This window comes from Solihabitans fulvus (assembly GCF_008386585.1).
Lineage (GTDB): Bacteria > Actinomycetota > Actinomycetes > Mycobacteriales > Pseudonocardiaceae > Solihabitans > Solihabitans fulvus.
On record NZ_VUOB01000025.1, the window covers coordinates 47,973 to 67,368 of the forward strand.

The following is a 19,396-nucleotide window of genomic DNA, read 5'->3' on the forward strand; positions in this document are numbered from 1 at the left end:
GGACCCGTGCCCGGAAGCGCTGCCGTCACTCTCGCCCCAGATCGCGGTGCACGACCTTGACCGCCATGCCGTCCTCGGTGGCCAACCGGCTGGACAGCTCCTCGGAGATCGCCACGCTGCGGTGCTTGCCGCCGGTGCAGCCGACCGCGAGGGTCAGGTACCGCTTGCCCTCACGCCGGTAGCCGGCGCCGATCAGCCGCAGCAGCTCGTGGTAGCGGTCGAGGAACTCCTCGGCGCCCTCCTGGCTGAGCACGTAGTTGCGCACCTCGGAGTCGAGGCCGGTCTGTTCGCGCAGCTCGGGGATCCAGAACGGGTTCGGCAGGAACCGCACGTCCATCACCAGGTCGGCGTCCATCGGCAGCCCGTACTTGTAGCCGAAGGACAGCACGGTGACGCGCGTGCGGGTGGTCGACTCGGAGCCGAAGGTGTCCTCGATCTTGGCGCGCAGCTGGTGCACCGACAGCGACGAGGTGTCCAGCACCAGGTCGGCCTCCTCGCGCAGCGGGGTCAGCAGGTGCCGCTCCGCCTTGATGCCGTCGGCGAGCCTGCCGTCGCCCTGCATCGGGTGGCCGCGCCTGACCTGCTCGAACCGGCGGATCAGCACGTCGTCGGTCGCCTCGAGGAACAGCACGCGCGGCTTGTAGCCCCGCGCGTCGAGGTCCTTGATGATGGCGGCCAGGTCCTCGGTGAACGCGCGGCTGCGCACGTCCATGACGACGGCGACCCTGGTGATCGCGCCGCGCGCCTGCGCGCCCAGCTCCACCATCGTGGCGATCAGCTCGGGCGGCAGGTTGTCCACCACGAACCAGCCGAGGTCCTCGAGACACTTGGCTGCCGTGCTCCGGCCGGCCCCGGACAGACCGGTGACCACCGCGACCTCGATCCCCGACCGCTCACCAGCGCTGGTAGTCACGCCGTCCGTCCTCCCGTTCACACGCACCGACGTCCCCCGGTGCCGCATTGCAAAACTCATTCTGGGCAAAATTGTTCTGGGCATGATTGCGCAGGACCGAGCGGACCGCACAACCCGCTCGGACGTCCCATCAGGAATTGTCCCCTGCACGGTCGGGCGCACTGCCGGCCAGGGTCGAGTGCACCGACTCGGCGGTGCGTCTGCCGACCCCCGGCACCCCGCTGATCTCCTCGACGGTCGCCTCCTTCAGCCGCTTGAGCGAGCCGAAGTGCTTGAGCAGCGCGGCTTTCCGCGTCTGGCCGAGGCCGGGCACGTCGTCGAGCGCCGAGGTCGTCATCCGCTTCGAGCGCTTCTGCCGGTGGTAGCTGATGGCGAAGCGGTGGGCCTCGTCGCGCACCCGCTGGAGCAGGTAGAGGCCCTCGCTGGTGCGCGGCAAGATCACCGGATCGGGCTCACCCGGCAGCCAGACCTCCTCCAGCCGCTTGGCCAGTCCGACCACGGCGACGTCGGTGATGCCGAGCTCGGCGAGCACGTCGGCGGCCGCGGTCGCCTGCGGGCCAGCGCCGTCCACCACCAGCAGGTTGGGCGGGTAGGCGAACCGGCGCGGCTTGCCCGTCTCCGGGTTGATCCCCGGCAGCGGACCGGCCGCCTCCGCCTGCTCCTCCGTCTCGCTCAGGTACCTGGCGAACCGGCGGCGCACCACCTCGGCGATCGAGGCCACGTCGCCCTCCTGGGCGGCCTCCCTGATCGCGAAGCGGCGGTACTCGGACTTGCGGGCGAGGCCGTCCTCGAAGACCACCAGCGAGGCGACCACGTCGGTGCCCTGCACGTGGCTGATGTCGGTGCACTCGATCCGCAGCGGCGCGGTGTCCAACCCGAGCGCGTCCTGGATCTCCTGGAGCGCGGCCGACCGCGCGGTCAGGTCGCCAGCGCGGCGCAGCTTGTGCTGGGCGAACGCCTCGGCGGCGTTGCGCGAGACGGTGTCCATCAGGGCGCGCTTGTCGCCGCGCTGCGGCACCCGCAGCTGCACTCGGCTGCCGCGCAGCTCGGACAGCCAGTCGGCGAGCACGTCGGCGTCGGCCGGCAGCTCGGGGACCAGCACCTCGCGCGGCACCGGGCTCGCCGCCGCGTCGGGTCCGGTGGCCGAAGACTCGGTCGACTCGGCCTGCTCGCCGTAGAACTGGGTGACGAACTGGTCGACCAGGCCGGGCACGTCGACGTCCTCGACCTTGTCTACCACCCAGCCGCGCTGGCCGCGGACCCGGCCGCCGCGCACGTGGAACACCTGGACGGCGGCCTCCAGCTCGTCCTGGGCGAAGGCGACGACGTCGGCGTCGGTGCCGTCGCCGAGGACGACGGCCTGCTTCTCCATGGCCTTGCGCAGCGCGCCGATGTCGTCGCGCAGCCGGGCGGCCCGCTCGAACTCCAGCTCGTCCGAGGCGGCGGTCATCTCGCGTTCCAGCCGCTTCACCATCGCGTCGGTACGGCCGGACAGGAAGTCGCAGAAGTCCTCGACGATATCGCGGTGCTCGTCGGCGCTGACCCTGCCGACGCACGGCGCCGAGCACTTGTCGATGTAGCCGAGCAGGCAGGGCCTGCCGATCTGCTCGTGCCGGCGGAACACCCCCGAGGAGCAGGTGCGCGCGGGGAAGACCCGCAGCAGCAGGTCGAGGGTCTCCCGGATGGCCCAGGCGTGCGCGTAGGGGCCGAAGTAGCGGACGCCCTTGCGGCGCGGGCCCCGGTAGACGTGCAGCCGGGGGAACTCCTCGTGCAGCGTGACGGCGAGCACCGGATAGGTCTTGTCGTCCCGGTAGCGGACGTTGAACCTCGGGTCGAACTCCTTGATCCAGTTGTACTCGAGCTGGAGCGCCTCGACCTCGGTGCCGACGACGGTCCACTCGACGCTCGCGGCGGTGGTGACCATCTGCCGGGTGCGCGGATGCAGCGTCGACAGGTCGGCGAAGTACGAGGACAGCCTGCTGCGCAGACTCTTCGCCTTGCCGACGTAGATCACCCTGCCGCCGGCATCGCGGAACTTGTACACGCCAGGTGCGTCCGGGATGGTGCCAGGCGACGGGCGATAGGTCGACGGATCGGCCACGTTGCAAAGCCTACGGGTGGGCACCGACAGTCCAACGGCCGGCCGTCGCGACGCCGGGGCGGACCTGGCGCCCCGGCGTCGCCTCAGCGCGGCGACCGGCCCCGACCGTCAGTGCCCGACCGTGACGATGATCTTGCCGACCTGCGCGTTGGACTCCAGGTAGCGGTGCGCGTCGACGATCTCGGCCAGGTCGAAGCTGCGGTCGATCACCGGCCGGAAGGCGCCGGACCGGAGCGCGGCGCCGATGAACCGCTCGGCCCGGCGCAGCCGCTGCTCGTCCATGGTGATCTCCATCAGCGTGTAGGAGCGCATCTGGAACGGCCTGCCCGGCGCGGTCGTCGGGAACGGCGTGGGTTCGCGGCTGAGGGTGCCGTAGACGAACAGCGTGCCGCCGGGCGCCATGACCTTGGCCAGCTCGCGGACGCCGGGACCGGCCACGGGGTCGAAGACGAACCGCACGCCCCGGCCCTCGGTCACCGCGAGGACTCGCTCGACCACGTCCTCCTCGTCGGTCACGATCACGTGCTCGGCGCCTGCGGCGAGCAGCTGGTCGCGCTTGGCGCTGGTGCGCGTGGTCGCGATCGGGATGCCGCCGAGATGGTTGACGAGCTGGATCGTGGCGAGGCCGACGCTGCTGGAGGCGGCGGTGACGACGACCGCGTCGCCAGCGCGCAGGCCGCCGACGTCGACCAACGCGCCGTAGGCGGTGATGAAGGGCATCCAGACGGCGGCGCCGGTGACGGCGTCGATCTCCGCCGGCCGGTGCACCACGGCCGAGGCCGGCACGATCACCTGGTCGCCGTAGACGCCGTAGTCGCCCATCCGGAACGCGGGCACGACGCTGACCAGGTCGCCGACGGTGAAACCCGCGACACCGTCGCCGACGGCCTCGACCGCGCCGGCCGCCTCGTAGCCGAGCAGGGCCGGGAACCGGTCGACCCCGTGCACGTAGTGGCCTGAGCGGAGCATCGACTCGGACCGGTTCAGCCCGATGGCGTCCACCCTGATGCGCAGCTCACCCGCAGCGGGCTCGCCGACCTCGATCTCCTCCAGCCGCAGCACTTCCGGGCCACCCAACTCGTGGAAGCGCACTACCTTCGCCATCGTCCGTGACCTTTCCCCGCAGTTCATGTTCGGCAACCGTCGAACATATGGAACCGTAGGCCATGTTCGTCAGTTGTGGAACATGTTGTGCGCTGGCACACTGCGGAGGTGGCCAGCCGAACCTCGTCGCCGCTCTCGAACCCGGACGAACTGGACTTCCAGACCGTGCTCGCCGCGCTCAGCGACCCGGTCCGGCTGGGCATCGTGGCCGCGCTCGCCGAGGTGGACGGCGTGCACTGCGGCGGGTTCGCGCTGCCGGTCGGCAAGTCCGCGGCGAGCCGGCACTTCCGCATCCTGCGCGAGGCCGGGGTGATCCGGCAGTGGGACGACGGCGTGCGCCGCCTCAACAGCCTGCGCCGCGACGAACTCGACCACCGCTTCCCCGGCCTGCTGACGCTGGCGATCGCGGAGGGCGCCGCCGTCCGCGTCCCGTTCGCACCCGAGTAGACGCCCTTCGCGCACCCGAGTAGTCGCCCTTTCGCGACCGGCGCGCGCGCCCCGTCACTGCGGACATCCGCCGCTCGGTGGCACCCCCTTGGGCGAGGAGAGCGAGAGGTAGGAGACCTTGCCGTCCTGATCGATCTTCACGATGGGGATCGCCTTGTTCACCGGGTTGTGGTTGGCGTCGAAGGCGCAGATCCACCCGCTCGCCGCGTCGACCTTCAGCTCGTTGAGGGACTGCGCGACGGCTCCAGGGGTCGGCGCGGCGACTCCCGCCTCCACCACCTGACGAATGGCGATCGCGGCGGTCCACACCGAGTCGTGCGACAGGACCGCGTCGCCGTCCGCCAGGGACTCACCGGGAAACAGCGTGGGGAAGCAGGTGCCGCAGTGCGCCGTGAACCTCGCCGACGTCTCGGCGGACGCCGCGTTGGCGTCCCTGCTCCACATGTCCGGGTTGGTGATCGCCGGCGAGATGACGGTCATGTTGGCGCTCTGACCGCTGCGCCACATCGTCTCGCCTGCCTGGCGCAGCAGATCGGTGGCGCCGACCACCGTCAGATGGCGGGCGCTGGCACAGCTCCGGCTCGCCAGTCCGCCGAGGAATCCCTGCAACGCGTTTCCCCTGCCGGCGAAATACACCACGTCCGCGTGCTGGTCGCAGACGCGGTTCGCGGCCGCGGCCAGGATGGTGCCGGACGCGGTGAGCCTCGAGTCGTACACCATTCCCGGCTGGGCGATCGTGTGGCCTCGGGTCTTGTCCGCCTCCAGGGTCTGCACGAATGCGCTGCCGAGAGTCGCGGCGAAGTCGTCGTTGTTGTTCTGGTCCTGGACGACGACAACGGTGGCATTGTCGGGAACTTCGGGGTCGCGATCGAGATAGTAGAGGGTCGCGGCGGCCTCATCGCTGTTGGTCGGCGCCACCCGCACCATTCCCGGCACCGGGCCGGGCTCGTCCTTCGACAGCGTCATGTGGTCACCGGTGATCGCACCGGCCACGATCGCGATCTTGTGCCTCGCCAGCTCGGCGACCAGGCTCCTGGCGTTGTCGACACTCACCCCGAGACCCGCGACCGCCACGACGCGGTCGGTGTGCACGATGGCGGCGGCGGTCGCCTGCCACGCGCCAAGCTGACTTCCCTCGTCGGCCAGGAAGAGCTGGATCTGCGGAACGGGCGGCTTGCCGTTCGGCCGATTCCAGGCCAGCTGCGCGAGATAGGCGCCCTCGACATCGCGGCGCACCGACTCGTGCGTGTTCGGGTCGACACCCGGCACCGGGCTCATCGGGTCGGTGAAAACGACCCGCACGTAATCCAGATGACTGTCCGCGACCCGCTGGTTCTCGGTCCTGATCAGGCCCTCGACGGCCCGCAGGCTCTCGTTGAAGACATAGGAACCGTCGGTCACGTACGTGGGTTCGTCGTGCGGCCAGAAACGGTAGAGACCGCCGCCGACCACGAGCAGCAGCCCGACCGCGGCGGTCAAAGCCAGTTTGGCATGGGCCTGCCACCACGGAAACTTCTCCATTTTCCCTACCGAGGCGGACACGGGCACCCCCTGCGCGCGACGACAACGATCTCGGGATCTTCCGGCGAACAGGGGTGACCGGTCACGGACGTCCATCCTGGTGGTAGAAATCGGCCTCGGCGACCAGTCGCAGACCGCCTCGCGGCGAACGCCTCGCCAGATCTCGAAAGCCATTACAGATCACGGGATTCAGCCGCAGCGCCGGATCGCTCAGCGGGTCCGACCACAGCCAGCGCGCCACCACCATTCCCGCGATGGTGACCCACCGTTCCCCGTGTTGATCGCTGTCGGGCAGTTCACTCGACGGCGGCACCTCGGCGATGAGCTCGGCGGTCAGCATCCCGTGCGCGGTCTGGGCGTCCTGAGCCGAACGAGGCGGGGCGGGCACGACACCGTTGGGGCTGCCGCTCGGCCGTGGCGCGGAGGTGACCAGGTTGAACGTCTCGATCCAGCCTTCCGCGTCCAGTCGGTCGAACTGGTCGTTGAGATACCCGGTCGCGCCGGAGAACTGGCCCGCCGCCAGCAGGTAGTAGTGCTCGTCGGTCGACAGGCGGCCGTCGTCCATCGCGTGTCGGGCGAGCCTGGCGAACGTGTCCAACCAGGACACTCGGCCGTCCGCGAGCTGCGAGAGCTTGTGCAGCAGCAGCCTGCGCAGCCAGGCGTTCAGCACCGGCGCACCGGCGGCGTCGCCATGGCCCTCGCCTCGGCTGAGCCAGCCCAGGGCGGCGACCTGCGCCTGAATGCCCCTGGTCGCCGGCAGGCAGTCCTCCCCCGTGGCGACGTCCCGCGCCGCCGCCCAGGTCACGACATCCTGCGACCTGACCCGGCTCAGGTCGTCGAGGAGCAGCGCCTTGGCGGCCAGGTCCGCGAACCCCGCAGGATCGCCCTCGCATCGGAGCGCGAACAGCCTGCGCAGATCCGGCTCGGCCAGGTCCCCGGACACCCGCTCGAGCCGACCGTAGGCGGCCAGTACCTTCGCGACGCTCCACGGATGGCCGCGCGTGAGACTGAACACGAGCCGGGCGATGTTCTCGGATCCGCGAGAGAAGTGTTGTGCCGCAATGTGGCCGACGTGCTCCAGGGACAGGTCCGTCAGCCGCACGGGATACACCGCCGAGTGCGGCGACCCGGCCTGTCGCGCCGCCCAGTCGGCGAACGACGCGCTGCCGTCGGCGGGAATCGTGGCCCACATGGCGACGTAGTCGCTCTCGGCCGAGGTCGTCAGCGACGGGTGGCTGAGGTCGATCCGCCTGCTGGTCACCACGACGACGAGCGGGTCGGCCCGCCCTGCTCGACGTGCGCGGGCGGCCTGCAACGCGGACATGAACCGCTGGCCCACCGCGACGTCGATGTTGTCCAGCAGCACCAGGCAGTTCCTCGGCCGGAATCCGTGAGCGTAGTTGGCCGCGAGGTCCGCCAGGAATGCCTCGCACAGGACTCTGGCGAGATCGTCGCCGTGCTGACGCGGGCTCTGCCCCCACTCACGCAGCTCGACCAGCGCTTGAAAGCCGCCGCCGGGCGGCTTGCGCAGGGCGGTCCGATAGAATTCGATGCCCGTGCGGTAGAGCGATGCGACGAGCCACTTCGACGGAATGGCACGAGCTATCACGGTCCCCGCACCGAGCAGCGACGGCAAACCGAGCAGTTGCGGCAGTTGGCCGACGAGACCGGCGAGATCGTCGCGCCGCTCGCCGATACGCCTTGCCTGAACCAGAATGTCCTCGATCGCCGACTGCGTCTCTTCAGGGCTCTTCGTCGTGACCTTTCCCTCGGTGATCAGACGACCGAGGGCGAATCTGGGAAACTTGAGACGCCCGAATTGAGTCCATCGAGCGGAGGTGAGCGCATAGGCCAACTTGCCGACCAATTGCCAACTCTGCATCCCCGAGTCCAGATTCTCCAGGTTCAACACCGAGACAAAAGGCTGCGAGGCCTGCAATTCGGCGCGCGACACGAGCTCGCCGAGAATCGAGGTCTTCCCACTCCCCCGTGGGCCGAACACCGCCACCACCGGGCGCGCGACATCCGGATATCGTTTTCTGTCCAGCGAGTCCGACCATATCATTTCGAGCAGTTCCCGCCGCCCCATCAACTCAGGGAAGCCCCCAGAATCCATTTCACCCCTTGGCCCATGCATGGATGCCGCTGACGTCGTCGGAACGATCAACGGGACATCGCGCCAAGTATGCTGCCCGCCGGCGAACTCAGTCAACACTCTCCGTGCCGATGGTGCCACGGAGTTATGGGCAGTGCGCACGGGCGAGTGCGGTTCGATTCTGTGCGACCTGGATTGAAAACTACCCAGCGATGACCGCTATGGGCGCCATGATCTCGTGGGAACATGGGATTAATTCCGGATGCCCCGGACAGTAACACCGTAGTGGACAGTATTCGCAAAGAATTGTGGTTTCAGCCGGTTGGCGAAGGCCAACGTCCCGGTGGGACCGGGCGTGATCGCGCGCGGCGGTGCCTCGTTGCAATCCATGCCCGCCGCGAGTCCAGCGACCTGTCAGTAGGGATGCGCGGGCGGATCCGGTGGACGGATCATGCGGCCCGGCCGACTGATCGACCGGGCCGCAGATGCCACTCGAACGGGCTAGTAGCCACTCGCCTCAGGCGAGGACCACGTGGTCGCCGTCGACTTTCACCGCGACGACGGTCAGGCCCTTCGCCGCCGGCCCCTTCTTCAGTCCGCCGGTCGCGCCGTCGAACTGGCTGCCGTGGTTGGGGCAGGTGATCACGCCGCCCTTGGGCGGGTTGACCGTGGTGCCCTGGTGCGGGCAGATCGGGTCGAAGGCCGCGACCTCGGTCGCCGTCGGGCGCACCAGCAGCAGCTTGCCGCCGCCCGGCCGGTCCACGAGCAGGCCGCCGCCCTGCGGGACGTCCGCGAGCGCGGCCAGCGCTCCCCCGGCGGAGCCCGTGGACCCGGTGGACCCGGTTGGGCCGGTGGAGCCCGTCGGGCCGGTGCCGGTCGAGCCACCCGTGGAGCCGGAACCCGATCCGCCGGACGAGGACGAGTCGGAGCCACAGGCCGCGGCCAGGGTCGCGGGCGCGAGCAGCGCGACGACGAGTCCGCACAGCATCTGTCTGCGCGACGGGTTCGACGGAAGCAAGGTGGACACGGTGGTGGGGTCAGCAGGGCTCAACTCGGCCTCCTGGAGCGGACGGACGTTGCCAGTCTGCCGAGCACTACGCGTCCCCGCCGGACACGGTTCACCGAACGGGCGGAAAACTCAGGCCAGCACCACGTGGTCGCCCTCGATCCGGACGGCGAACCGGGCCAACCCGCTGGTCGACGGCCCCTTGCGGACGTCGCCCGTCGCGGCGTCGAACTGGCTGCCGTGCGTCGGGCAGGTGATCACCCCGCCGCCGGGCGGGTTCACGATGGTGCCGGCGTGCGGACAGGCCGGGTTGAAGGCGCGGACGTCGTCCTTGGTTGGCCGGACCAGCAGCAACCGGCCGTTGCCCGCGACGTCGACGAGCGTGCCGCCGCCGACGGGCACCTCGGCCAGCGCGGCGAGCCGGTCTCCCGGCTTGGCCGAGCCGATCCCGCCGGTCCGGCTCGGACCGCCGCCACCGCACGCGACGAGCGCGCCCGAGGCGAGCGCGATGGCGCCGCACAACACCGACCTGCGCCCGAACACCCGCGCGCCGTTGTCCACCAGTTGTTCCTCCCAGTTCGCCGACCTGACCCATCTTCACATTCCGGGTGGACGGGCCGGCGGACCGGGCGGGGAGTCAGCGCTTGTCCGCCTCGCTCGCGGAGCGGGCCAGCGCCAGCACGGCGGTGAACGGCGGGAACCAGTGCCGGCTGTGTGACGGCGGGTTCGCCCAGCGCACCGATCCGTACCTGGTCATCGTCGGCGGCAGCACGATGCGGTGCGGCGACTTGACGAACTGCACCTCGGGGGGCGCCTTCAGGTGTGTCGGCAACAGGGCGACCAGTTCGGCGAGGAAGATCCAGTGCTCACGCGGGCCGGGCAACACCAGCACCGGGCCGGCGAGCATCCGCGACCTGAGGTCGGCCAGCACCCGAGACCCGATCCTGGCCGGCATGGCCAGCGCCGTCGTCGCGGGGCCGAGCGGCAGGAACACGCCCTGCTCCGTGACGCTGACGTGCCAGCCGAGCACGCGGTAGGCGGCGAGGGCCTCGCCGAGCGCCCTGTCGTTCCTTGGCGGCGCTGCCCGTTCTGGGGCGCTCGAGGTGATGGTCATGGGGCTGACGTCCTCCCGGTCAAGTGGTCCGGTCGTTGGTCTGCTGGTCGACCCGGGGTTCGGCCCGGCCGATGTGGAGCAGCCTGCGGCCGCCGACGTCGAGGCACCAACCCGCGAGCGGGTCGCGCGCATGCATCGCCTGCATTTGGCGTGGAATCGACACGGAAGGCGGTTTATGCAGCAGATGCATGGACTCCTGATCACGACGGATTACACTGCGAGCACGCTCAGTCACGGGGGGCGATGGCATGGAATCAATCGGATTAAGACGATCCGCGGCCAAGCGAGCCTGCCCGTGTGGCGCGTTGATCGCCGCCGACAACGCGGACCGGCTGTGCCATCGGTGTCGGCGCAACGCCAGGGAACAGGTCTTCGGTCCGCCCGAAGTGCCCGACTCCTTCTGGGGCCATCCGGTGCTGGCCGGCGCGTTCGCCGACCAGAACATGGGTGCCCTGCTGGCCGTCTACCGGCACCACCCGCAACATGTGAACCGAGTCACCCAGGACCGCATGGCCGCCTGGCTGGGCATCAGCCAGGCACAGCTCAGCCGGTACGAGACCGGAGAGAACCCGATCGACCGGATGGACAAGCTGAGGCATTTCGCCGAGGTGCTGGCCATCCCTCGGGAGCGGCTGTGGTTCGACCGGACGGGGTCGCCGAACGTGGCCGACACCGAGCCGGGCTCGCCTCCCGACGTGTTCAGCGCCCCGTGGGATGCGCCGAGCATCGCTCGATCGGTCGAGGAGACGACGAGGAGTGACTTGGCGATCAGCAGACGTGCGGCGCTCACCGGAGCGGCCGCGGTGGCAGTGGGACCCGCCCTGGTCGAACCGTTGCAGCGATGGCTTCATCCGCTGCAACCGATGTCCCGCTGGTCGTCGGGCTCGACGATCAGCGAGGACGAGCTGTCAGCCCTCCAGTACGTCGCCGACGGACTGCGCGGGTGGGGCGGCCGGGGAGGGGAGGGGTTGGCCCGCAAGGCCGTCCTCGGCCAGCTCGACGAGCTGGCCGAGCGGTTGCAGCGAGCGCCAGCCGGCCCGACGACGGAACGGGCCTTCTTCATCGGAGCCGAACTGGCCAAGGTCGCGGCGAGCATGTCGTGGGACGCCGGGCTGCACGACGCGGCGCAGCGCTACTACGTGCTGGCCGTGCGGATGGCGAAGGCGGGCCGCAACGACCCGTTCGCGGCCATGTGCCTGGCGTCGATGGCCCGACAGATGTTCGACCTCGGCAGGCCGGAGGACGGGTTGGAACTGGTGCAGCTGGGCCAGTACGGCACCAGACGCACCGCCACCCCGACCCTGCGGGCCGTGCTGTTGACCAGGGAGGCGTGGGCGTACGCGCAGATGGGCCAGGTCAGGGAGTTCCACCGAGCGATCGGCAACGCGCAGGACTGCTTCGCGACCCGCGATCCGGCCGCCGAGCCGTCCTGGCTGGAGGCGTTCGACGAGGCGGAGCTGGAGGGCGTGATCGGTGCCAGGCTGCGCGACCTCGCCGCGCACGACCCGAGGCAGGCGCCGCTCGCCGAGCAGCACATCCGGCGGGCGCTGGCCCTGCGCGATCCGACGCTGGTGCGCAACCGCGCCTTCGACGTGATCGGGCTGGCCAGGACGCGGATGGTGGCGGGTGAGCCGGAGGACGCCTGCCAGCTGATCCAGGGCGTGCTACCGACCGCCGTGCGGCTGCGGTCCGGTCGGGTGCTGCGCAAGCTCCAGGACTTCGCCAGGGAGTCGGCGGACCATCGCGCGCTACCGGCGGTCCGCGAGACACGGGACGCCATCCGTACTGTGCGGCCAGCCTGACCGATGGCGGCGGAGCAGGGCCGGCACAGGCCGGCGAATCAGTTGCGGGTCGGGGTCACCGGGCACATGAACCTCGCCGAGGAGTGCCTGCAATCGGTGGCGGGGGCGGTCAGGACGCTGCTCGGCGAGCTGGTCGCGCAGCGGCCCGACACGACGTTGACCGGCGTGACCTGCCTGGCGCCGGGGGCGGACCAGCTGTTCGCCGAGGTGGTGCTCGCGCTCGGCGGCCAGGTGGAGGTGGTGCTGCCGGCCTCGGACTACCGGGAACGCCTCAAGCCGCACCAGGTCGCCGACTACGACCGGTTGCTGGCGGACGCGGCGGTGGTCAGCGTGCTGCCGTTCCTCCAGTCGTCCCGGCAGGCCTACCTCGCCGCCAGCGAGCGCGTGGTGGCCAGCGTGGACGGGCTGGTGGCGATCTGGGACGGCGAGCGGTCCGGCGGGATCGGCGGCACCGCCGACGTGGTGGCGCACACCCGCTCGATGGGCGTGCCGGTGTACGTCGTCTGGCCGGAGGGCGCCAGCCGCAGGTAGCCGTCGCGCTGCCGTACCGACGCGGTCCTGCCGGCGCGGTCCGAACAGGCGAACAGGCCCCCGGCCGAAGCCTGAGGGCCTGTTCGCGCAGCGGTACTCGGGTCGGTGCCCGGCCGGTCAGGCCCGCTAGGTGCGGCGGCGGGCCGCGCCGAGCAGGACGCCACCGGCGGCCAGCGCGATGAGACCCGCGCCGAGCACGCCGCCGACGGGCGCGCCGGTGTTCGCCAGCGCAGTGGTCTGTGCCGAGGCAGCAGCGGCCGCAGCGGGCCGCGCGGCGGCGGTCGCCGCGCCGGAGTCAGCGGGCTGCCCGACGTTCGCGACCACTGCGGCAGGCTGCTCGGCGGGCTTGGCGGGCTGTTCCGGGGTCGGCACGGCCGCCTCGTCCAGCTTGCGGGCCTCGAACTGGCCGGTGCGCAGGAACTCCTTCAGCGCGTCCCAGGTGTTGGCGTCCAGCGCCTTCCGAGCCGCCTCCTTCACCTTGGGGCCGCCGGTCGAGAAGATCCGGGTGACACTGAACCGGTCATCGATCTGGCGTGCCACGAACTGGCCACGCTCCAGGAACTCGTGGCGGTCCGCCGGGGTCCCGTCCAGTGCCTCCTGCACGGCCTGCTCCAACGCGGGGCCGCCCTCGCCGATCATCCTCGTGACAGCCAGGTCCTCGTCCAGTACCCGAGCCCTGAACTGGCCGGTGCGCAGGAACTCGCGCCGATCCTCGGGAGTCCCGTCCAGCGCCTTCTGCGCGGCCGCTTCGAGCTTCTTGTAGCCGGCCTGGGTGGCGGCGTACATGATCCGATTGACGGCGATGTCGTCGTCGACCTCGCGCGCGCGGTGCTGGCCGTGCGCAAGGAAATCCCGGATGGCCTCGATGCCGCCCTTCAGGGCCGCCTGGCCAGCCGACTTCGTCGCGGGACCGCCTGCGGTGATGATCTGTCCGATCTTGACCCAGTCGTCGTCCTCGCGGATCTTCGCCAGGCCCACGGTAAGGAACGTGTGCACGTCCTCGTCGGAGCCGGCCAAGGCCGCCTCCGCACCCTTCCTGACCCACTCGCTCGGGTCGGTCAGGAGCTCGCGGACCTGGTCGCGCTCGCTCCTCCCCTGCTCCGACGGGGCCGTCGCGACTGGGCTCGTGGCGGTCGGCTCGGCGGCGGCGGCAACCGCCGTCCCGAGGGTCCCGGTGGCAACCGCCAAGAGGGTCGCCGTCGCGACAACAGCACGCGCCGCAGCCACGCCAATCGGCTTGGTGCTCATGTGGATGTCCCTTCTCTGAGAATGATCAGTAGAGGTGCTTCAGGCGCCATTGGTGCGGCGGCGGGCCGCGCCGAGCAGGACGCCACCGGCGGCCAGCGCGATGAGACCCGCGCCGAGCACGCCGCCGACGGGCGCGCCGGTGTTCGCCAGCGGAGCGGTGTTCACCGAGGCCACGGCGGGCTGCGTAGCGGAGGCCACCGGCTGCACGGCGTTCGCGGCGGGCTGCTCGGCGGGCTTGGCGGGCTGCTCGGCCGGCTGGCCGACCGGCGGCTGCGGGGTGGTCACGGCCGCCTCGTCCAGCTTGCGGGCCTCGAACTGGCCGGTGCGCAGGAACTCCTTCAGCGCGTCCCAGGTGTTGGCGTCCAGGGCCTTCTGCGCGGCCGCGACGAGCCTCAGGTAGCCGTCCTGCCGCGCGGCGGACATGATCTGGTTGACCTTGACGCGGTCGTCGATCTCGCGCGCGACGAACTGCCCGTGCACAAGGAACCCGTGCCTGTCCTCCGGGGAACCGTCGAGGGCCTTGTTCGCGGCTTCCGACAACGCGGAGCCGCCGCCGAGCATCTGGGCGACCTTGAACCGCTCGTCGGACTGGCGGGCCGCGTACTGGCCGCGCACCAGGAACTCGTGCCGGTCAGCCGGCGTCCCGTCGAGGGCCTTCTGCGCCGCCCTGGCCGTGATGCGGTTGTCGTCCCGCTGAGCCTCAGCCAGGATCCGGGTGACCTCGGCCTTTTCGTCGGTCTCGCGTGCGACGAACTGCCCGTGCGCCAGGAACTCGCGGACGTCCTCGGGTGAACCGTTGAGCGCCGCGTTCGCCTTGGCCTGCGTCACCGAGCCCTCGGGGGCGGCGTCGAGGATCCGCTGGACCGCAATCTGGTCGTCGACGTCGCGCGTCTGGAACTGCCCGGTGCGCAGGAACTTGCGCACGTCCTCGATGGTGCCGTTCAGCGCCTCCTGCGCGGCCCGCCTCGTCGCGGGACCACCCGTGGCCAGGATTCGCTCGACCTCGGCCCGCTCAGCGGCCTCGCTGTCCTGCGCCTGCTCGCCGGGCTGGGCGGTCGCGGCCTGGCCTGCGACGCCCGTCTCCTCGGCCGCGGCGACGAAGGTCCCGAACGATCCCGTGCTGACCGCAAGAACGGCCGCCGCAGCGAGCACCGCGCGCGCGGTGGTCGCGCCGACCGACTTCGTTGTCACTTCTGTTGTTCTCCAAAATGATCAAGGGAATCCGGGCGTCATTCGCGCGCCCACATCCGACAAGCCTGGAGCATTTAACCAGACTTGTCGGATTTGTCCCTTTTTGATCATTCCGCGACAGCGTTGGCCCTGCGATGCAGCTCACGCAGCGCCCGCACCGCCACGACGGCGCGCTCGCGGTCCACCGCCTGAACCGCCATCACCGCGACGTACTCGTCGTCGGGCAGGTCCAGCCGCGCCCACGGCGTGCCGTCGGGGAAGCTGACCTGCCGCACGAGCGTCCACGGGTAGCGGGTCACCGTGAAGACGTTGCGCACCTCGATGCCCTCGGCGTCCGCGCGCACCATCGGCCTGGCGAAGATCATCGCGCCCGCCGCGAGCAACAGCCCGACGCCCACCATCGCGACCTGGTCGGACGTGCGGAAGTACACACCCGTCGAGGTGTTCTTCAGCAGCAGCGCCACCACCACGAACACCACGACCAGGACGACGGCCGAGACGGTCGCCACCATGCGCGCCCGCCGTGGACGCACCACCAACGGCTTCTCGGCCTGTGCCGCCATCGTCATCACTCGAATCCTCGCTCCGTCCACGGCTGGCGCAACCCGCGCAGCACCAGGGCGCTGTCCAACGCGGCGACACACGCCTCGAAACCCTTGTCCTCGACCGAATCCGGCAGCCCACTGCGGTCGAGCGCCTGCTGCTCGGTGTCGCAGGTGAGCACGCCGTTGCCGACCGGGGTGGACTCGTCGAGCGAGACCCTGGTCAGGCCGGCCGTCACCGCGTCGCAGACGTACTCGAAGTGCGGAGTGCCGCCTCGGATGACCACCCCGAGCGCCACCACGGCGTCGTGGTGCTTGGCCAACGCCTGGCACACCACCGGCAGCTCGATGGCCCCGGCGACCCGAACCACGGTCGGCTCGGCGACGCCGGCCTGCTTCGCCGCGACCAGCGCCCGCTCGACCAGGGTGTCGGTGATCTTCGTGTGCCACCGGGTGGCCACGATCGCCAGCCGAAGCCCTTCACAGTCCGGAACCGCGATCTCCGGACGCCCCTCCCCGCTCATACGCCCGTCGTCTCCTCGTTCGCCTGCGTGGCGATCTCGTACTGGTCGAGGTGGTGCAGCTCGTGCCCCATCCGGTCCCGCTTGGTCCGGAGGTAGTGCAGGTTCTCCGGGTTCGGCGAGATCGGCAGCGGCACCCGGTCGACCACGGTCAGGCCGTAGCCCTCGAGGCCGACGCGCTTGGCCGGGTTGTTGGTGAGCAGCCGCATCGTCCTGATGCCGAGGTCGCACAGGATCTGCGCGCCGGTGCCGTAGTCGCGGGCGTCTGCCGGCAGGCCCTGCGCGAGGTTCGCGTCCACCGTGTCGGCGCCGTCGTCCTGGAGCTGGTACGCCTGCAACTTGTGCATCAGGCCGATCCCCCGGCCCTCGTGCCCACGCATGTACAGGACCACGCCCCTGCCCTCGGTGGCGACGGCCTCCAGCGCGGCGTCCAGCTGCGGACCGCAGTCGCAGCGCAGCGAGCCGAAGACGTCGCCGGTCAGGCACTCGGAGTGCACCCGCACCAACACGTCCGCGCCGTCGCCGAGGTCGCCGTAGACCAGCGCGATGTGCTCGATGCCGTCCAGCGTGCTGTCGTAGCCGACGGCCCGGAACGTGCCGTGCGCGGTGGGGATGCGCGCCTCCGCGACCCGCACCACCTGCTTCTCGGTCCGCCTGCGGTAGGCGATCAGGTCGGCGATGGTGATCAGCCGCATGTCGTGTTCTTCGGCGAAGACCGCGAGCTCGTCCCGCCGGGCCATGTCGCCCTCGTCCTTCTGGCTGACGATCTCGCACAGCACGCCGACCGGCCGCAGCCCGGCGAGCCTGGCCAGGTCGACGGCGGCCTCGGTGTGGCCAGCGCGGCGCAGCACGCCGCCCTCCTTGGCGCGCAACGGAACCACGTGGCCCGGCCGGACGAAGTCGCCGGCCACGGCGTTGCCGTCGGCCAGCAGGCGGATCGTGCGGGCGCGGTCGGCGGCCGAGATGCCGGTGCTCACACCCTCCTTCGCGTCGACCGTGACGGTGTACGCGGTGCCCCTGCGGTCCTGGTTGGTGTGGTACATCGGCGGCAGGTCGAGCCGGTCACAGTCGTGCTCGGTGAGCGACACGCACACGTAGCCCGAGGTGTAGCGGACCATGAAGGCCAGCAGCTCGGGAGTCGCCTTCTCCGCGGCGAAGATCAGATCGCCCTCGTTCTCGCGATCCTCGTCGTCGACCACGACGACCGGTCGGCCAGCCGCGATGTCCGCGATGGCCTGCTCGATGTCCGCGAACGCCCCGATCAGCACCCTGCCGGTCGAGTCGCCCCCAAGCGTCTCGTTCGCCAAATCAGTCACCGATTCTCCTCAAGGTGAGCGCCGCCCTGGCTGCCATTGTCCTCCGGACGGCGCTTGACGCCCGCAGCGAGGTGCGGGGTGGTCAGTCTCTCCACGTACTTGGCGAGCACGTCGACCTCAAGGTTGACGATGTCGCCTGCCTGCTTGGCGCCGAGCGTGGTCAGCTCGAGCGTGGTCGGGATGAGCGCGACGGAGAACTCCTCGTCGGTGACCTCGACGACGGTCAGTGAGACACCGTCCACCGTGATCGAGCCCTTCTCGACGATGTAGCGGGCCAGCCGGTGCGGCAGCGCGAACCGGGTCAGCCCGGTCTCGTCCCGCGACAGCAGCACGCCGGTGCCGTCCACGTGCCCCTGCACGATGTGCCCGCCGAGCCGCTGGCCGACGGCGACCGCGCGCTCCAGGTTGACCCGGTCGCCCTCGTGCACCTTGTCCAGGCTGGAGCGGCGCAGCGTCTCCTGCACCACGTCCACGGTGAACGCGCCGCCGGACACCTCGACCACGGTCAGGCAGACGCCGTTCACCGCGATCGAGTCGCCGTGCCCCGCGTCCGAGGTCACCACCGGCCCGGACACCGTCAGCCGCGCGGCGTCCGGCAACTGCTCAACGGCGACGACCTCGCCAAGCTCCTCGACGATCCCGGTGAACACCGCGCTCCTCCTGAAGGGACTCAACTAGCGGACGGACGTACTCGTGGTCAGCGGACGGCCAGGTGCGGCGACGCCGTGGCGGCGAGCCCGCGCAGCGCCTCGACCGCGCGGCCGGGGTCGGTCGCGTCGTACACGGCGGAGCCGGCCACGAAGCAGTCGACACCCGCCTCGGCGGCGGCCTCGATGGTCTCGGCGTTGATGCCGCCGTCGATCTCCACCAGCAGGCGCAGGTGGCCGGTGTCGACGAGCCGGCGAGCGGTGCGGACCTTGTCCAGCACCTCGGCCATGAACTTCTGGCCGCCGAAGCCCGGCTCGACCGACATCACCAGCAGGGTGTCGTACTCCTTGAGCACGTCGAGATACGGCTCAAGCGGCGTGCCGGGCTTCACCGAGAGGCCGGCCTTGGCCCCGGCGGCGCGCAGGTTCCTCGCCAGTCGCACGGGGTCGGCCGCGGCCTCGACGTGCACGGTGACGTTGTGCGCGCCCGCCTCGGCGTAGCCGATCGCCCAGCGGTCCGGGTCGTCGATCATCAGGTGGCAGTCGAGCGGGATGTCGGTGGCCGCGAGCAGCGACTTGACCACGGGAAGGCCCAGGGTCAGGTTGGGCACGAAGTGCGCGTCCATCACGTCGACGTGCAGCCAGTCGGCGCCGGGGGCGCCGTCGCGGCCGGACACGGCGACGGCTTCGTCGGCGAGGCGCGCGAAGTCTGCGGACAGGATGCTCGGGGCGATCATGGGCTGGTGAACCACGACTGGTGAGTCTAGGTACTCCGGCCGACCGATGTTTACCGCCCGGTATTTGTCCGCCGAAGTCAGTCGCTCATGGAGGACGCGTCGGCGTAGGTCGGCTCGACCCCGCTGGCGGCGTCCTCGTCCTCGCTCAGGCCGAGTCTGCGGACGCAGGCCGGCCACGGCTGCCAGCCGCGCATCCGGTACAGGTAGAGGGCGCGGTAGTCCTGCTCGGCGGGGTCCGCGCTGCTGGGCAGGCCCTCGCCGCCCACGCTGCGCCAGGTTCTGAGGTTGAACTGGTAGGCGCCGTAGTAGCCGTTGCCCGTGTTGGTCCCGTAGTCGTCGCTCGACTCGCAGTCCCGCAGCCGCGCCCAGTCGCTCGAGGCGGGGTCGGCCGACGCGGGGACGCAGGTGGCGAGCTGCCCGCCGCCGACCAGCACGGCGACGAGGATCACTTTCTTGACCAATCCAGCGGTTGCCATGGCGGGACGGTAGATCCGGGTGCGCGAGGTCACAACAGCACCACACGCCCCGGAAACCCCTGCCGTCACACGACTCGGTGACCG

At 70.6% G+C, this 19,396-nt stretch carries 19 protein-coding genes and 1 pseudogene; 3 read left to right on the plus strand and 17 right to left on the minus strand.

Annotated elements, in window-relative coordinates; translation table 11 throughout:
* Positions 1-25 precede the first annotated feature (25 nt).
* The 3 genes from rapZ to F0L68_RS15405 form a co-directional block, all read right to left on the minus strand.
* On the minus strand, positions 26-883 hold the full coding sequence (gene rapZ, locus F0L68_RS15395) for an RNase adapter RapZ (RefSeq protein ID WP_149850279.1): 858 nt from the start codon (positions 881-883) through the stop codon (positions 26-28).
* A 160-nt stretch (positions 884-1,043) separates the two neighbouring features.
* Positions 1,044-3,014, minus strand: coding sequence for an excinuclease ABC subunit UvrC (gene uvrC, locus F0L68_RS15400; protein ID WP_149850251.1), 1,971 nt, complete (start codon positions 3,012-3,014; stop codon positions 1,044-1,046).
* Between the two features lie 108 nt (positions 3,015-3,122).
* Positions 3,123-4,118 (minus strand): zinc-dependent alcohol dehydrogenase family protein, encoded by a 996-nt coding sequence (locus F0L68_RS15405; protein WP_149850252.1) that lies wholly within the window; start codon positions 4,116-4,118, stop codon positions 3,123-3,125.
* A gap of 108 nt (positions 4,119-4,226) precedes the next feature.
* Here F0L68_RS15405 and F0L68_RS15410 point away from each other — a divergent pair, with 108 nt between their 5' ends.
* Positions 4,227-4,565: an ArsR/SmtB family transcription factor gene (locus F0L68_RS15410; RefSeq protein ID WP_149850253.1), complete on the plus strand. Its 339-nt coding sequence runs from the start codon at positions 4,227-4,229 to the stop codon at positions 4,563-4,565.
* A 54-nt stretch (positions 4,566-4,619) separates the two neighbouring features.
* On the opposite strand, the gene F0L68_RS15415 is transcribed toward F0L68_RS15410, so the two are convergent.
* The 6 genes from F0L68_RS15415 to F0L68_RS42365 all read right to left on the minus strand — a co-directional run bounded on the left by F0L68_RS15415 (position 4,620) and on the right by F0L68_RS42365 (position 10,491).
* Complete coding sequence (locus F0L68_RS15415) at positions 4,620-6,086, minus strand: ABC transporter substrate-binding protein (protein ID WP_149850254.1); 1,467 nt, start codon at positions 6,084-6,086, stop codon at positions 4,620-4,622.
* An 82-nt stretch (positions 6,087-6,168) separates the two neighbouring features.
* Complete coding sequence (locus tag F0L68_RS15420) at positions 6,169-8,175, minus strand: hypothetical protein (RefSeq protein WP_149850255.1); 2,007 nt, start codon at positions 8,173-8,175, stop codon at positions 6,169-6,171.
* A gap of 523 nt (positions 8,176-8,698) precedes the next feature.
* Positions 8,699-9,232: a Rieske (2Fe-2S) protein gene (locus F0L68_RS15425; protein WP_223198817.1), complete on the minus strand. Its 534-nt coding sequence runs from the start codon at positions 9,230-9,232 to the stop codon at positions 8,699-8,701.
* Between the two features lie 87 nt (positions 9,233-9,319).
* Positions 9,320-9,748: a Rieske (2Fe-2S) protein gene (locus F0L68_RS15430; RefSeq protein WP_223198818.1), complete on the minus strand. Its 429-nt coding sequence runs from the start codon at positions 9,746-9,748 to the stop codon at positions 9,320-9,322.
* Positions 9,749-9,824: 76 nt separating this feature from the next.
* Positions 9,825-10,301, minus strand: a complete 477-nt coding sequence (locus tag F0L68_RS15435) for a hypothetical protein (protein WP_149850256.1) — start codon at positions 10,299-10,301, stop codon at positions 9,825-9,827.
* Between the two features lie 19 nt (positions 10,302-10,320).
* Positions 10,321-10,491, minus strand: coding sequence for a hypothetical protein (locus tag F0L68_RS42365; protein WP_188316593.1), 171 nt, complete (start codon positions 10,489-10,491; stop codon positions 10,321-10,323).
* Positions 10,492-10,606: 115 nt separating this feature from the next.
* Here F0L68_RS42365 and F0L68_RS15440 point away from each other — a divergent pair, with 115 nt between their 5' ends.
* Together F0L68_RS15440 and F0L68_RS15445 are read left to right on the plus strand one after the other, a co-directional pair.
* A complete protein-coding gene (locus F0L68_RS15440; protein WP_223198819.1) occupies positions 10,607-12,103 on the plus strand; it encodes a helix-turn-helix domain-containing protein in 1,497 nt (498 codons plus the stop codon).
* Positions 12,104-12,106: 3 nt separating this feature from the next.
* Positions 12,107-12,634: a hypothetical protein gene (locus F0L68_RS15445; RefSeq protein ID WP_149850258.1), complete on the plus strand. Its 528-nt coding sequence runs from the start codon at positions 12,107-12,109 to the stop codon at positions 12,632-12,634.
* Between the two features lie 126 nt (positions 12,635-12,760).
* Here F0L68_RS15445 and F0L68_RS15450 read toward each other — a convergent pair whose 3' ends face one another.
* From F0L68_RS15450 to F0L68_RS15485, 8 genes and pseudogenes are all read right to left on the minus strand, one after another.
* The gene (locus F0L68_RS15450) at positions 12,761-13,882 is read right to left on the minus strand and encodes an ALF repeat-containing protein (RefSeq protein WP_149850259.1); all 1,122 of its coding nucleotides are present in this window, start codon (positions 13,880-13,882) and stop codon (positions 12,761-12,763) included.
* A gap of 39 nt (positions 13,883-13,921) precedes the next feature.
* Complete coding sequence (locus F0L68_RS15455) at positions 13,922-15,073, minus strand: ALF repeat-containing protein (protein WP_149850260.1); 1,152 nt, start codon at positions 15,071-15,073, stop codon at positions 13,922-13,924.
* A 107-nt stretch (positions 15,074-15,180) separates the two neighbouring features.
* Positions 15,181-15,642 carry a PH domain-containing protein gene (locus tag F0L68_RS15460; protein WP_438672285.1) on the minus strand — a complete coding sequence of 154 codons (462 nt, stop codon included), beginning with the start codon at positions 15,640-15,642 and terminating at the stop codon, positions 15,181-15,183.
* Positions 15,642-16,139 carry a 6,7-dimethyl-8-ribityllumazine synthase gene (gene ribH / locus F0L68_RS15465; protein ID WP_149850261.1) on the minus strand — a complete coding sequence of 166 codons (498 nt, stop codon included), beginning with the start codon at positions 16,137-16,139 and terminating at the stop codon, positions 15,642-15,644. Before ribH ends, F0L68_RS15460 begins: the two co-directional genes overlap by 1 nt.
* Positions 16,136-17,398, minus strand: coding sequence for a bifunctional 3,4-dihydroxy-2-butanone-4-phosphate synthase/GTP cyclohydrolase II (locus F0L68_RS15470; RefSeq protein WP_188316594.1), 1,263 nt, complete (start codon positions 17,396-17,398; stop codon positions 16,136-16,138). Before F0L68_RS15470 ends, ribH begins: the two co-directional genes overlap by 4 nt.
* 50 nt (positions 17,399-17,448) lie before the next feature.
* Positions 17,449-18,102 carry a riboflavin synthase gene (locus F0L68_RS15475; RefSeq protein ID WP_149850263.1) on the minus strand — a complete coding sequence of 218 codons (654 nt, stop codon included), beginning with the start codon at positions 18,100-18,102 and terminating at the stop codon, positions 17,449-17,451.
* A 47-nt stretch (positions 18,103-18,149) separates the two neighbouring features.
* Positions 18,150-18,836, minus strand: a complete 687-nt coding sequence (rpe, locus tag F0L68_RS15480) for a ribulose-phosphate 3-epimerase (protein WP_188316595.1) — start codon at positions 18,834-18,836, stop codon at positions 18,150-18,152.
* Between the two features lie 92 nt (positions 18,837-18,928).
* Positions 18,929-19,312, minus strand: a pseudogene (locus F0L68_RS15485) (transglycosylase family protein); the annotation flags it as partial.
* Between the last annotated feature and the right edge of the window lie 84 nt (positions 19,313-19,396).

Bases quoted from the DNA above. Each gene is read 5' to 3' on its own strand.
- F0L68_RS15450 (WP_149850259.1), bottom strand. From the start codon at position 13,882: ATGAGCACCAAGCCGATTGGCGTGGCTGCGGCGCGTGCTGTTGTCGCG.
- F0L68_RS15460 (WP_438672285.1), bottom strand. From the start codon at position 15,642: ATGACGATGGCGGCACAGGCCGAGAAGCCGTTGGTGGTGCGTCCACGG.
- F0L68_RS15415 (WP_149850254.1), bottom strand. From the start codon at position 6,086: ATGGAGAAGTTTCCGTGGTGGCAGGCCCATGCCAAACTGGCTTTGACC.
- F0L68_RS15405 (WP_149850252.1), bottom strand. From the start codon at position 4,118: ATGGCGAAGGTAGTGCGCTTCCACGAGTTGGGTGGCCCGGAAGTGCTG.
- F0L68_RS15445 (WP_149850258.1), top strand. From the start codon at position 12,107: ATGGCGGCGGAGCAGGGCCGGCACAGGCCGGCGAATCAGTTGCGGGTC.
- ribH (WP_149850261.1), bottom strand. From the start codon at position 16,139: ATGAGCGGGGAGGGGCGTCCGGAGATCGCGGTTCCGGACTGTGAAGGG.
- F0L68_RS15435 (WP_149850256.1), bottom strand. From the start codon at position 10,301: ATGACCATCACCTCGAGCGCCCCAGAACGGGCAGCGCCGCCAAGGAAC.
- F0L68_RS15420 (WP_149850255.1), bottom strand. From the start codon at position 8,175: ATGGGGCGGCGGGAACTGCTCGAAATGATATGGTCGGACTCGCTGGAC.
- rpe (WP_188316595.1), bottom strand. From the start codon at position 18,836: ATGATCGCCCCGAGCATCCTGTCCGCAGACTTCGCGCGCCTCGCCGAC.
- F0L68_RS42365 (WP_188316593.1), bottom strand. From the start codon at position 10,491: ATGCATCTGCTGCATAAACCGCCTTCCGTGTCGATTCCACGCCAAATG.